This window comes from Paenibacillus sp. OAS669 (assembly GCF_014873645.1).
GTDB lineage: Bacteria > Bacillota > Bacilli > Paenibacillales > NBRC-103111 > Paenibacillus_S > Paenibacillus_S vulneris.
This window is the reverse complement of record NZ_JADBDR010000001.1, coordinates 277,290-290,154: the sequence shown is the minus strand read 5'-3', so window position 1 is coordinate 290,154 and position 12,865 is coordinate 277,290. Positions and strand designations below refer to the sequence as shown.

12 protein-coding genes are annotated in these 12,865 nt (G+C 51.4%); all 12 read left to right on the top strand.

Features of this window, described 5'->3' with window-relative positions:
* The first annotated feature begins 11 nt into the window (after positions 1–11).
* The 12 genes from GGC63_RS01120 to GGC63_RS01070 all read left to right on the top strand — a co-directional run bounded on the left by GGC63_RS01120 (position 12) and on the right by GGC63_RS01070 (position 12,847).
* Entirely contained in the window at positions 12–1,055 is a 1,044-nt protein-coding gene (locus tag GGC63_RS01120) for a LacI family DNA-binding transcriptional regulator (RefSeq protein WP_192700767.1), read from the top strand.
* 48 nt (positions 1,056–1,103) lie between these two features.
* A complete protein-coding gene (locus GGC63_RS34225) occupies positions 1,104–1,388 on the top strand; it encodes a hypothetical protein (RefSeq protein WP_225947850.1) in 285 nt (94 codons plus the stop codon).
* Positions 1,388–1,900: a phosphotransferase family protein gene (locus tag GGC63_RS01115; RefSeq protein ID WP_264081997.1), complete on the top strand. Its 513-nt coding sequence runs from the start codon at positions 1,388–1,390 to the stop codon at positions 1,898–1,900. The genes GGC63_RS34225 and GGC63_RS01115 overlap by 1 nt, the downstream gene beginning before the upstream one ends.
* Before the next feature lie 161 nt (positions 1,901–2,061).
* Positions 2,062–2,442: a VOC family protein gene (locus GGC63_RS01110; RefSeq protein WP_192700766.1), complete on the top strand. Its 381-nt coding sequence runs from the start codon at positions 2,062–2,064 to the stop codon at positions 2,440–2,442.
* Between the two features lie 379 nt (positions 2,443–2,821).
* Positions 2,822–4,255 (top strand): L-fucose/L-arabinose isomerase family protein, encoded by a 1,434-nt coding sequence (locus tag GGC63_RS01105; RefSeq protein WP_192700765.1) that lies wholly within the window; start codon positions 2,822–2,824, stop codon positions 4,253–4,255.
* Positions 4,256–4,267: 12 nt separating this feature from the next.
* Positions 4,268–5,125 carry a transketolase gene (locus tag GGC63_RS01100; protein WP_192700764.1) on the top strand — a complete coding sequence of 286 codons (858 nt, stop codon included), beginning with the start codon at positions 4,268–4,270 and terminating at the stop codon, positions 5,123–5,125.
* Positions 5,115–6,053 (top strand): transketolase family protein, encoded by a 939-nt coding sequence (locus GGC63_RS01095; protein WP_192700763.1) that lies wholly within the window; start codon positions 5,115–5,117, stop codon positions 6,051–6,053. Before GGC63_RS01100 ends, GGC63_RS01095 begins: the two co-directional genes overlap by 11 nt.
* Positions 6,054–6,064: 11 nt before the next feature.
* Positions 6,065–7,564, top strand: coding sequence for a glycerol kinase GlpK (glpK, locus tag GGC63_RS01090; protein ID WP_192700762.1), 1,500 nt, complete (start codon positions 6,065–6,067; stop codon positions 7,562–7,564).
* A gap of 539 nt (positions 7,565–8,103) precedes the next feature.
* The gene (locus GGC63_RS01085; protein ID WP_192701380.1) at positions 8,104–8,967 is read left to right on the top strand and encodes an ABC transporter permease; all 864 of its coding nucleotides are present in this window, start codon (positions 8,104–8,106) and stop codon (positions 8,965–8,967) included.
* Entirely contained in the window at positions 8,967–9,836 is an 870-nt protein-coding gene (locus tag GGC63_RS01080) for a carbohydrate ABC transporter permease (RefSeq protein ID WP_192700761.1), read from the top strand. Before GGC63_RS01085 ends, GGC63_RS01080 begins: the two co-directional genes overlap by 1 nt.
* A gap of 68 nt (positions 9,837–9,904) precedes the next feature.
* Positions 9,905–11,446 (top strand): extracellular solute-binding protein, encoded by a 1,542-nt coding sequence (locus GGC63_RS01075; RefSeq protein WP_192700760.1) that lies wholly within the window; start codon positions 9,905–9,907, stop codon positions 11,444–11,446.
* A gap of 105 nt (positions 11,447–11,551) precedes the next feature.
* Positions 11,552–12,847, top strand: a complete 1,296-nt coding sequence (locus GGC63_RS01070) for a Gfo/Idh/MocA family protein (RefSeq protein WP_192700759.1) — start codon at positions 11,552–11,554, stop codon at positions 12,845–12,847.
* Positions 12,848–12,865 lie beyond the last annotated feature (18 nt).

The following is a 12,865-nucleotide window of genomic DNA, read 5'->3' as shown; positions in this document are numbered from 1 at the left end:
TGGGGGAAATCATGATTCGCAGAAAAAAAGTGTCCATGCAGGATATAGCCGACTATTTGCAAATATCGAAAAATGCCGTATCGATTGCTCTCGGGAATAAGAAGGGCGTCAGTCAAGAAATGCGCGAACGGATTTGGTTAGCCGCCAAGGAGCTTGGTTATGGAAAGTACAACGAACAAGACAAGAAGCCTTCAAATATATTGGTACTCGTTCCGGAGAGGATCATCAGCTATGAAGATAATGATCACTTTCTGTTCTATCACAATCTGATATGGACGCTGGAAAAAGAGATTCGAAATAATGGGTATAACGCCGTTATTGCACGCATTGACGGGCAAATGGAGGAGGAGCTGCAGCTCCCTAATCTTTTTCACGATATAGACTTCACCGGTGCCATATTATTCGGTATCGTGAGCAGCTCTTATACGGCGATGGTAGCTGAGCAGGGCAAGCCCTTCATCATGCTTGATTCGTACCACCGCGGAATTAATGCTCCATCTGTGACCTCGGCCAACATAGAAGGTGCTTACGAAGCCGTCACTTATTTGGCCGGCTGCGGTCATCGACGCATCGGCTTCATCGGGCCAACCAACCTGACGACCAGCCACGAAGAGCGCTGGATGGGGTATTGGACAGCTATGCGGGATGCGGGGCTGCCGATTGATCCTGCCATGTGCTTGACGGAGTCGAAGGGATTCAACGCCAATGAGGAGGAAATAGGCAGCTACTGGGAAAGGATGCAGACAAAGCCGACCGCAATATTTTGCGGAAATGACCGTGCGGCGATTCTGCTCATACAGATGCTTCGCAAGGCCAATCTTCGCATCCCGGAGGACGTTTCCGTTATGGGTTACGACGATTTGCAGATGGCCGATACCTTGAACCCGGGCTTAACGACGATGCGCGTAGATGTCCACGGCATGTGCCAAGCGGCAATTAAGCTGCTGAACAAAACACTGGATTGCAAAGATGCCTTGATTAGGTGGAGTGTTCCGCCAGAGCTGGTCATTAGAGAATCGGTAAAGGCGTACGCTTCGGATTCGTCGACCGGTTAATTCCTGCCCGGCTGTAATTAGAATGAATTCCAGAGGGAGGAAAGATGAATGCCGCCAATTTCCGAGCAAGAAATCCCGTTTGAAATCAGGGCCAAGCTGGGTAGCATCAACGGAATTACTTTTCCCCGGCAGGGCTATACATCGGATGTCGGCATCATTGACGGGAGGCATGGAAAGGCCGTACTAAAGAGAGCCAAAGGAAAGCAATACGGCGAATGGCTGGAAAGAGAAGCATCCGTTTTGTCTTGTTTGGCTTCAACAGGGCTTCGAGTCCCTGAAGTCTATCATTTGATGCAGACGGGGAACAAGAAGGGATTCAATGCTGGCTGTTAATGGAATACCTGCAGGGGGAGACCTTGCGCAGCGCTCTCACATATGAGAAAGATTCTGCCCTTAGGTACGATATTATTTATGCTTATGGAAGGATTCTGCAGAAAATCCATTCGACACCTTGTCCAGATGAGCTTAAGAAAAGCGAGATCTGGCTCGACGCTATGCTTACCCAAGCCGAGTACCATTTGAAGCATTATCAGGTAGATGGTACCCCTGCTTTACTCGAGAAAATCAGGCATCAGAGGCCCAATGAAATGGAGCCGACACTGATACATGGCGATTTTACAATCGATAATGTCCTTGTTCATGAAGGCAGCGTAGCTGGAATCATTGATTGGAGCGGAGGGGCCTACGGGGATCGGCGGTATGATGTGTCCTTAGCCGTAAGACCCAAGCCGAATATATTCCAATCCAGCCATGATCAACGTGCGTTCTTTGATGGTTATGGCGCGAAAATAATAACGGATGAGGATTACGATTATTTTGTCGAGGGTCTTAACTCGTTTTTCTAAATGAAATTCGCAATCGAGAAGAAATCACTGCGTTCTCCATATGCTACTCTAGTTTCAGTAAAACAAGCGGAACGAGTCTGCCCCGATAACCTTACACCTTATCATTGGAAGGGTTTAAGGGTACCTGAATTTTGGTAAACTTTAGATAAGGAGTGATAGGCATGATTAGTAAAATCGGTCAAATTATGCTGTATGTAAACAACCAGGACGCTGCTGTGGAATTTTGGACGGAAAAAGCAGGGTTTAAAGTCTTGTCAGAGGAAAATAACGGGCAGGGCATGAGATGGATTGAAATCGCTCCGGCGGAGGGAGCCGAAACAAGTATCGTGCTTCATAATAAGGAGTTCGTTGCTAAAATGTCGCCCGAGTTAAATCTAGGGACACCTTCGTTAATGTTCTTCACGGAAAATCTGGACCAATTGCATGCCGACTTGACCAATAAAGATGTTAAGGTCGGAGATATCGTTACCATTCCTTCCGGAAGAGTATTTAACTTCGCAGACCATGAAGACAATTACTTTGCTGTCATAGAAAGAAAGTAACTCCCCTTCACAGACGCCTGGTTAACTTATGCAGGTTGTTCGACAGGACAGTGTAAAAAGAGTCAGACGATACGGATTATCGTCTGACTCTTTTTGCTGTCCTAGTATTATTGTAACAAGAAAATAATCTAAACAAATTTAGTTTATTGATTTGTGAGTGAAACTATACAAATATGATTATAAACTAAAACTATGCAGATTTTTAAAGCGGAAACGACTAAACAACAACTAAAAATAGGGTTGACCATGGAAAATTTTGATGATATTTTATAGTTAAACATAAACAAATTACAGTTATTACCTGATTATTTTAGTAAAATGTTTAGTTTGTTTAGTGGTCATTTTATTCCTTATAATTTCATTGGGAGAGGGTGCAGGGATGAAGAAGCTTAAGCTGGGGTATGCGCCTACGCGCCGGTTTGTATTCAGTGCGGAGGATGCTTTTCGTTACAAGGTATTGATCAAGGAGAAAATAGAAAGCTTCGGTATGGACATTGATATTGTCGATCTCGAAGGTCTTAATGAGGAAGGGCTTCTGTACAACGACCACATCAATGCCGACCAGATTGCGGAGCGGTTTCGCCAGGAGAAGGTGGACGCGGTATTTTTCCCGCACTGCAACTTTGGTACCGAGGATACGGTGGCGAGGGTCGGGAAGGCGCTTGGCAAGCCAGTGCTTTTGTGGGGGCCAAGGGACGAATCCCCGCTCGAAGATGGCATGCGTCTGCGTGACACGCAGTGCGGTCTGTTTGCCACAGGCAAAGTGCTGCGGAGGTTCAATGTACCTTTTACCTATGTGACGAACTGCAGGGTGGATGACCCTGTCTTCGAGCGCGGCTTTACCAATTTTATCGCCGCCGCCAATGTCGTTCGCCAGTTCCGCAGTCTGCGCATTCTTCAGATCGGTCCCCGTCCGGCTTCTTTCTGGACGATGATGTGCAACGAAGGTGAACTGCTGGAGCACTTCGGCATTGAGATTCATCCGATAACGCTGGTGGATATCCAACGTGCTTCGAAGCGCATTGAAAGCGGTAACAGCTCGGAGCTTGCCGAGGCAGTGGATCTTATTAAAGCTAAGCTGGATTGGTCGGAGGTGACGGAGGCGGATGTGAAACGGATCGCCGCTCTCAAGGTGGCCATGAAGCAGCTTGCGACGGAGACAGGCAGCTCGGCCATAGCTATCCAGTGCTGGTCCTCCTTGCAGGACGCTATGGGCATTATGCCTTGTCTCGCAAATGCGATACTGACCGATGAGCAGATTCCGGTCACCTGTGAGACCGATATTCACGGCGCAATTACCTCCGTCATGGTGCAGGCGGCGACGATGAACCAGCATCCTACCTTTTTCGCGGATCTGACGGTTCGGCATCCCGAGAATCCCAACGGGGAGCTGCTTTTCCATTGCGGCAATTTCCCGGTATCCCTGAGTGTGGAGGAGAAGCCGAAGCTTAGAAAGCATTTTCTGTTCGATGACCATTCCCCGGGAACCCATGAGGGCGAGATCAAGGGAGGTTCTATGACGCTGGCGCGATTCGACGGCGATCATGGCGAATACCAGCTGTTCCTTGGCAAGGCACGCGGGATTTCGGGTCCCTACACTAGAGGCTCCTATGTGTGGGTTGAGGTCAACGATTGGCCGTTATGGGAGGAAAAATTGGTGAAAGGGCCTTACGTCCATCATTCCGTAGGCATTCATGCGAATGCAATCCCGGCCTTATATGAGGCCTGTCAGTATATTCCGGGTCTGACGCCGGATCCGGTTGACCCGACCGAGCAGGAAATCAAGGCCTGGCTCCGCGGTTCGGGGCTGTAAAGGAGGATGGCTATGGACATAAGGGAGCTACAGGAAAAAGCCATCCAAATTCGCATGGATTTGCTTCGTATGATCCACGGGGCGCAAACCGGGCATACGGGCGGATCCCTCAGCAATACGGATATTCTTACCGCACTTTATTATCGCGTTATGAAGGTGGACCCGGCAGATCCGAAGCATCCCGACCGCGACCGTTTTGTTGCGAGCAAGGGACATTCGGTGGAGTCCATATGGTGCATTTTGGCAGACCGCGGCTTCTTTCCGAAGGAGGATTTAAGTACCTTCAGCCGTTTCGGGACCCAGCTTATCGGTCATCCCAACAATAAGGTGCCCGGCATCGAAATGAACACAGGAGCGCTGGGTCATGGACTCGCAATCTCCGTAGGCATGGCGCTGGCTGCCAAGCGGGACGGAAGGGCATATCGCGTATTCTGCCTGATGGGCGACGGGGAGCAGGCCGAGGGCTCCGTATGGGAAGCGGCAATGGCCGGGGCGCACTACAGGCTCGATAATTTGGTAGGCATTGTAGACCGCAACCGGCTCCAGATCAGCGGCTCAACAGAGGAGGTTATGGGACTCGACCCGCTCGATGAGAAATGGGTGGCCTTCGGGTGGAACGTCGTCTCTCTTGACGGCAATCATATGGGGGAGCTGGTTGAGGCTTTGGAAGCAGCTCCGTCCGCAGCAGGCAAGCCGACGTTGATCCTGGCGAACACCGTAAAGGGAAAAGGCGTATCGTTCGCCGAGAATGTGCCGCATTGGCACCATCATGTGCCCAATGACGAGGAGCTGGAGAAGGCGCTGGCGGAGCTGACTGCTCAGTTGGACAGCTTGAAGCAGGAAGGGAAGGTGCAGAGCCATGGCCAATAAAATACCTAATCGGCAAGCTCTCTGCGAGACCTTGCTCGAATTGGCCCGGCAGGACCGGGACATTATGGTGCTTGCCAGCGATTCCCGGGGCTCTGCCGCCATGGCGCCGTTTGCGAGCGCCTATCCGGAGCAATTTGTCGAGGTTGGCATCGCCGAGCAAAACATCGTCGGCATCGCCGCCGGTCTCGCACACAGCGGCAAGAAGCCGTTCGTCACCTCACCGGCATGCTTTCTCAGTATGCGCAGCATCGAGCAGATCAAAGTGGATGTGGCCTACTCGGCAACAAATGTGAAGCTTGTGGGGATTAGCGGCGGCATCAGCTACGGCGCTCTTGGAATGTCGCACCATTCGGTGCAGGATCTTGCGGTCACCCGCGCCATTCCGGGGCTTGCCGTGTTCATGCCGGCCGACAGGCATGAGATGAAACGCATGACGGAGGCACTTGTCGGCTACAAGGGAGGCGCATATATCCGAATCGGCAGGAACCCGGTAGAGGATGTATACGAATCGGACGATTACGAGTTCACGATCGGCAAGGCCGTCACACTGCGGGAGGGCACGGATCTGACCCTCGTCGCTTCAGGAGAGACGGTTCGCGTAGCCCTGGATACGGCGGCGGCTTTGAAGGAATCAGGGATTTCCTGCCGCGTTCTAAACATGCATACGATCAAGCCGCTTGATGAGGAAGCGGTTCTTCGGGCAGCCCGGGAGACAGGACGCATCTTATCGGTTGAGGAGCATAGCATTCATGGAGGTCTCGGCGCTGCCGTGGCTGAAGTGGTTATTCAGAACCATCCGGTGCCGATGCGGATCATCGGCATTCCCGACGAGCCCGCTATTGCCGGCAAAACCTCGGAGGTATTCGAGCATTATGGAATCAGCGTGCAGGGCCTCAAGAAGGCGGCGCTTGAGCTTATGGAACGGTAAGGTGACCCCCAATGGACAACTACATTCTGGCTATTGATCAAAGCACGTCCGGCACCAAAGCATTGATCGTGGACCGGGAGGGCTGTATCGCCGCCGTTAGCACCTCCCAGCATACACAATATTATCCCGCACCCGGGTGGGTGGAGCATGACGCGCTTGAAATCTACGATCAGGTGCTGCAATGCTCGGCGGACGTACTGGCCAAAGCGGGCATTGGACCCGAACGGATAGTGGCGGTCACGATAACGAATCAGCGTGAAACGGCTGTTGTATGGGATAAGCGGACGGGGATGCCGATTTCCCGGGCCATCGTATGGCAATGCCAGCGAACGGCAGCGATTTGTGAACGTCTAACCTTGGAAGGGCATGAAAGCATCGTGAAGGAACGGACCGGGCTTATGCTGGATCCTTATTTTTCCGCGACGAAATGGCACTGGATATTGAAGCATACGGAAGGCGCGCAGGAGAAGCTGGCCGCCGGGGATTTGCTTGCGGGAACCATCGACAGCTGGCTGCTGTGGAAGCTTACAGGCGGAGCGGCTCACGCAACGGATTATACGAATGCGAGTCGAACGTCGCTTTTTAACATTCATACTTTGCAGTGGGATGAAGATTTGTGCAGGCTGTTCGGTGTGCCTGCCAGCCTGTTACCGGCTGTAAGGCCATCAGACGTCGTGTTCGGTTATACGAGCGGGGCGGGATCGCTTGCAGACGGCATTCCTATTGCCGGCTTAATCGGCGATTCACAAGCTGCGTTGTTCGGCAACCTGTGCTTTGAGAAGGGAATGGCCAAGGCCACCTACGGGACCGGAACGTCGGTGCTGATGAATGTAGGAACAGCACCTGCGCCAGCAAGCGACGGCCTGGTGCAAGCCATTGCCTGGGGACAGGGAGGCAGCGTGATGTATGCTCTGGAGGCCGTTATCCGGACATCGGGCGACAGCATCAAGTGGATCCGGGATAATCTGGGGTTGTTTCAAACCTTTGATGAAATGGAACAGCTGCTGGCCGAAACCCCCGCCAACGATGGTGTGTATCTGGTTCCCGCCTTTGTTGGATTGGGGGCGCCTCATTGGAAGCCGCATGCAAGAGCCGCCATTACAGGAATGAATCGCGGAACGGGTAAGGGCCATATGATTCGCGCGGCGCTGGAGAGCATCGCCTATCAGGTGTGCGATGCCGTCGAGCTGCTCCAGACGAAATCAGGCATGGATCTTCGCGAGCTGCGTGCAGACGGAGGCGCCTCGAATAATAGTACGCTGATGCAGTTTCAAGCGGATATGCTGGGGAAACGAGTACGGAAATCCGGCATTGCCGAGCTTTCCGCGCTGGGCTCTGCCTATATGGGAGGGCTTGCCGTAGGCTACTGGGCCTCACTGGAGGATATAGTAAGAAACCGAAGGGATTCCCGAACCTACGAACCGCAAATGGACCAGAACGAGCGGATCCGTTACTACGATGGCTGGAAGCGGGCTATCGCTTCCGTTATAAGCGGCACGGCTGTGATATAATTTTTTGAATATGAATCCATACGATGTTTCCTTCTTTACAACCAAAGGGATAAAGAGGAATGTTCTCATCTTTGATCATTAAGCAAGCGGCTCAGCTTCAGCATAACGGCTGCCCTTCGACACCAATCGGGGGCAGTCGTTTTGTTTTGCACTTTTTTGCACTCCAACAGAAGCCTAATTGCTCATATCCATTCTCCAAAATGCAACCAACCAATCCGCCACGCAACCAACCGCTCCTCCAATTGAAAGCGGTATTTCCTTGTTTTATGCGCTTTTGGGCCCCATAGCTCATCAATGATTCCGACATGCCGCACACGAATTGGACAAGGGCTTGAGGATAGCGGATTTGTGCATGCGATAGAGGAATGAACGATTGTCCCCCCAGGCATGGGACGGTATGATGTCGGTAACGACTAACGAAGGAGGTTGTGGTGGTGGCAGAAGCATATACTCAAACGAATACCAGATCCACCAAAGCGCCAGCAAACAGGATATATCATTATTTGAATCTTTTCCTGACCAATGTAAAAAGACATTGGATGCTGTATTTGATGGTTCTTCCCGGCGTGCTCTTTTACATTGTATTTAAATACGTGCCGCTGACGGGAAGTGTGATAGCGTTCCAAAACTATCAGATATTAAAAGGAATAACAGGCAGCACTTGGGTAGGTTTAGACAACTTTAAGTTTATTTTTACGTATCAGGATTTCTACCTTGTATTAAGAAACACGGCAACCATCGCATTCTATCAATTGCTGTTCAGTTTTCCGGCACCGATCATCCTGGCGCTGCTCTTGAATGAACTAAGAATTATGATGGCCAAAAGGGTGATTCAAAGCTTGTTCTATCTCCCGCATTTTCTGTCGTGGGTTGTTGTGGGAGGGATTGTATTTGAACTGCTGTCCTCCCAGGGCGTAGTCAATATGATTCGTGGCTGGTTCGGCTTTGAACCGATTCTGTTCATGCAGCAGCAAGCTTACTTCCGCACGATCGTCGTCATATCCGGTATATGGAAGGAAATAGGGTGGGGGACGATCATTTATCTGGCCGCGATCGCAGGGATTAACCCGAATTTGTATGAAGCGGCGGTCATGGACGGAGCGAACCGCTGGAAGCAAACCATTCATATTACGCTTCCGGTCATGTTCCCGACCATCCTGGTCCTCTTCCTGCTGCATATCGGCAACTTCCTGGAGCTGGGCTTCGATCAGATGTATAACCTGTTAACGCCAATGACCTATTCGGTCGGTGATATCATTGAAACGTATGTGTATCGGGCCGGGGTTCTGCAGGGGCAATATAGCGTAACGACCGCCATTGGATTATTTCAATCCGTCATCGGGTTTGTGCTGCTGTGGGTTTTTAACCGGATGGCGCGAAAAACAGAACAGGGGTTATGGTAATGAAACAAACCTTAGGAGAAAAAATATTTCAAGTATTCAACTATTTGCTGCTTACAGCCGCTGCGGCGACGATGCTGTTTCCTTTATTGAATCTGCTGGCCGTATCCTTCAGCGCGCCCATTGCCGCAGATTCCAAGCAGGTGTTTTTGCTTCCTGTCGAGTTCACAACGGCATCCTGGAGCCATATTTTGCAAAATAAAGGATTATGGACGGCCTTTGGCATCACCATATATATAACCGTCGTGGGTACGCTGCTCAGTATGCTGTTCTCCGTGCTCATGGCCTACCCGTTGTCCCATAAGGAGTTTCTTATCCGCAAGCCGATCATGCTGGGCATCATAATTACTATGATTTTCAACGCGCCGCTCATTCCGTTTTTCATTACGGTACGGGAGCTAGGCATGATGAATTCGCTCTGGTCTTTGATTCTTCCGGGTTTGATAGGAACCTTCAATATGATTATCATACGAACCTTCTTTATGGGGCTTCCCGCGGAGCTGTATGATTCGGCCCGGATTGACGGCTGTAATGACGGAGGGGTATTATTCCGGATTTATTTGCCTCTGTCCAAGCCCGTCCTGGCGACAGTAAGCTTATTCTATGCCGTCGGGTATTGGAATACGTTCCAGCGTGCCGTTCTGTTCATTCGAAACCCGGACAAATGGCCGCTTCAGGTGAAGCTTCGCGCTTATCTGACCTCTCCCGAGGAATTGGCAGCCGTCAACATGTTCCTGGGTGACTATGATTTCAATACAACTACCTTGAAGGCCGCCACTATATTGTTCGCGACGATTCCTATCGTCCTGGTATATCCTTATTTGCAGAAGTACTTTGTCAAAGGCTCCATGCTGGGGTCACTCAAAGAGTAACTCAATACGATATTAAGCTCCATGCTCAGCTTGATATATAGAACATAATGAAAAGGGAGGACAACAGCATGGCCAAACATGTGCTGAAGAAAACGACGACATGGTCCGCGTTGATCGCGCTCGTCACAGCTGCCGCGCTCAGCGGATGCTCCAATGCAGGGGAGAAATCATCTGCTTCACAATCTAAGGACGGCAAGCCCGTACAAGTCAAAGTGTTCAAAAGTCATATGGGGGTCGGGACCATCCCGGACAGCAACAACGCTCATGTGAAATATGTCGCCGAGAAGACAGGGGTGGAGTATAAGCTGATCACTACGCCTCCAGGCTCGGAGCCTACGGAGTTTCTGAATCTGCTGATAGCATCGGATGACCTGCCAGATATTCTTCGCCCGATCGGCGGTGTCGAGCAGACGCTGATTCAGCAGGGCGGCGCTTTGCCTCTGGATGACTTGCTGCCGAAATACGCCCCGAATGTATGGAAGAACATTCCGAAGGAAGCTTGGGATATCGTACGCTCGGCTTCGCCGGATGGACATATTTATTACGTGCCGAAGGTATTCCTGGTGCCGGAGCGCGCTCCGATGATTCGCAAGGACTGGCTGGACAAGGTAGGCTTACCGATGCCGAAGACGGTGGAGGAATACAAAGAGGTTCTGAAAGCCTTCCGCGACAAGGATCCGAACGGGAACGGCCAGAAGGACGAGCTCCCGACCTCCGGACGTGAATTTGGCAAATGGATGGATCATCTCTTCGGAATGTATGGCGTTGCGATGTGGGAAGGAAGTCCGGAATGGGATATTTATGACGGTAAAATTCAATATGCCGGCGTGACACCGAACATGAAGGCTGCTATCGCTTTTATTCGCGACCTTTATAAGGAGAAGCTCCTCGACAACGAGACTTTCTTGAACAAGGGTGACGTTTGGCAGGCCAAAATCAACAACAACCTGGTCGGCAGCTGGTACCATCTTCCGGCCAACGTACGCGATCGTTACACCGCCATGCTGAAAGGGGCTCCGGATGCCTATATCGTCGGTATGCCAATGCCTAAAGCCGAAGGCTTCCAGGGCTTTGTTACCCAGAAGAGCATGGGGGAACCGGAATGGATTATCCCGGCGGCGGCCAAAGGCAAAGCGGAAGCTTCCTTAAAACTCCTTGACTTCTTCTATGATGAGAAGAATGACGATTTCGTTCGATTCGGCATCGAGGGCTTGCAGCATAAAGTGGAGAATGGCAAGAAAGTGCTTCTCCCTCCTGAGGATAGCCGACCGCTCGCACTCGGCATGAAGAATTTGACGACGAAAGCGGATATGGATATCCGTATTAAGGAAACGGTTCCTGAGAATATGCAGAAGATGGTTCAGGACATGTTTGTTGTCAACACGGCTGATGCCCGCCGCATCGCGGGAGACGGACTTCCGAACACCGTCTATGAAGGCTATCCGGATATTCAATCCCACAAGCTGTTCCAGGAATATTTGACCAAAATCGTCATCGGCGACTGGCCTCTGGACAAGTTCGACGAATTCGTGGACCGCTGGAATAAATCAGGCGGCGAAGCCGTTACGAAGCGCGTTCAGGAATGGTATGCGAAGGTGAACAAAAAATAGGGAATCATCAGCAGGTGACCTGCCGGCTATCTTCAACCCGGCACCGGCACCTGCTGCTCATTCCCAAGCACATCTGGCTGATAGGAAGAAAGGACTGTACAAATAATGAAAAAACGATATGCAATCTGCGGAGTTAGCGGAAGGGCGCTCGGCATGTTCGCCAAGCCGATCTTAACCACTTTTGCAGGCACCTGTGAGCTTGTAGGTCTGCTCGATCGGGACCCGATGCGTTTTGACCTGTACCGGTCAAGGTTTCCCGAGCATGCGGACGTGAAAACGTACAACGAGCAGGAGTTCGACCGGATGGTTGATGAAACGCGCCCGGATGTCATCATCGTCGCCGGCCGGGACGATACACACGCGCAATATTTGATTCAAGCGCTGCAGCGCGATTTGGATGTCATCACGGAGAAGCCGATGGTGACGACAGGAGAAGATAGCCGGCGCGTGATGGAAGCGGAGCAGCAAAGCAAGGGGTCTGTCACAGTAACGTTTAATTACCGGTACGCTCCCATCCATACCCGGATCAAGGAGATGATACTGGAAGGAAAGCTGGGACGGATTACCTCGATCGATCTGAACTGGTATTTGGATACCTTCCACGGCTCCAGCTATTTCAAGCGCTGGAACCGGGTTCGCGAGCTGTCCGGAGGCTTGTCGATTCACAAATGCACACACCATTTTGATTTGGTAAACTGGTGGATCGGACAAAAGCCGGTGGAAGTGTTCGCTTATGGGGCGCTGAATTACTACGGCGCAGAAGGAGAGCTGAATCCTAAGAAGGAGGATGGCCGGTTCTGCAGCACCTGTGAATATACAAGCGATTGCGCCTACTATTCACGCTGGAACGCCCGCAGTAAAAACATCCGGGTTCCCGATGATCATCTGGGCTCGCTGGATTCGGGAACGTCGTCCTTCCCTTATTCCGATTATCGGCCGGACCAGTGCATCTTCGACTCGCAAATTGATATCGAGGACACCTATTCCGCTTCGATCAAGTATAACGAAGGGGCGCTGCTCAGCTATTCGGTGAATTTCTCGCTGCCGTACGAGGGCTATCGTCTTGCCATCAACGGAACCAAAGGCCGGCTGGAAACATTGGAATATCATATGCCGGGCAGAACGCCGTTTCCGACGCCGGTCCAAACCATCGATTATTTCCCGCTCTTCGGCTCCAAAGAAACGATTCATGTGGTTCACCGGGAAGGGGGACATGGCGGAGGCGATCCGCTGCTCCTGGAGGATCTGTTCATGGGAGAAGACCCGAGGCGGCCTTACCGGATATTATCCGGCGCTGTAGACGGAGCTTATTCCGTGGCGGCGGGAGAAGCCGTATGGCGTTCCGTCAAGGAGCACCGTCCGGTTACCATTGAGGAAGTGTTACAGGGTGTTCGCGGATAGACATGAATAGGCTGCATA

What these genes read in the sequence shown, in the direction of transcription:
- GGC63_RS01120 (WP_192700767.1), top strand. Translation starts at nt 12, where the DNA reads ATGATTCGCAGAAAAAAAGTGTCCATGCAGGATATAGCCGACTATTTG.
- GGC63_RS34225 (WP_225947850.1), top strand. Translation starts at nt 1,104, where the DNA reads ATGCCGCCAATTTCCGAGCAAGAAATCCCGTTTGAAATCAGGGCCAAG.
- GGC63_RS01115 (WP_264081997.1), top strand. Translation starts at nt 1,388, where the DNA reads ATGGAATACCTGCAGGGGGAGACCTTGCGCAGCGCTCTCACATATGAG.
- GGC63_RS01110 (WP_192700766.1), top strand. Translation starts at nt 2,062, where the DNA reads ATGATTAGTAAAATCGGTCAAATTATGCTGTATGTAAACAACCAGGAC.
- GGC63_RS01105 (WP_192700765.1), top strand. Translation starts at nt 2,822, where the DNA reads ATGAAGAAGCTTAAGCTGGGGTATGCGCCTACGCGCCGGTTTGTATTC.
- GGC63_RS01100 (WP_192700764.1), top strand. Translation starts at nt 4,268, where the DNA reads ATGGACATAAGGGAGCTACAGGAAAAAGCCATCCAAATTCGCATGGAT.
- GGC63_RS01095 (WP_192700763.1), top strand. Translation starts at nt 5,115, where the DNA reads ATGGCCAATAAAATACCTAATCGGCAAGCTCTCTGCGAGACCTTGCTC.
- glpK (WP_192700762.1), top strand. Translation starts at nt 6,065, where the DNA reads ATGGACAACTACATTCTGGCTATTGATCAAAGCACGTCCGGCACCAAA.
- GGC63_RS01085 (WP_192701380.1), top strand. Translation starts at nt 8,104, where the DNA reads ATGCTGTATTTGATGGTTCTTCCCGGCGTGCTCTTTTACATTGTATTT.
- GGC63_RS01080 (WP_192700761.1), top strand. Translation starts at nt 8,967, where the DNA reads ATGAAACAAACCTTAGGAGAAAAAATATTTCAAGTATTCAACTATTTG.
- GGC63_RS01075 (WP_192700760.1), top strand. Translation starts at nt 9,905, where the DNA reads ATGGCCAAACATGTGCTGAAGAAAACGACGACATGGTCCGCGTTGATC.
- GGC63_RS01070 (WP_192700759.1), top strand. Translation starts at nt 11,552, where the DNA reads ATGAAAAAACGATATGCAATCTGCGGAGTTAGCGGAAGGGCGCTCGGC.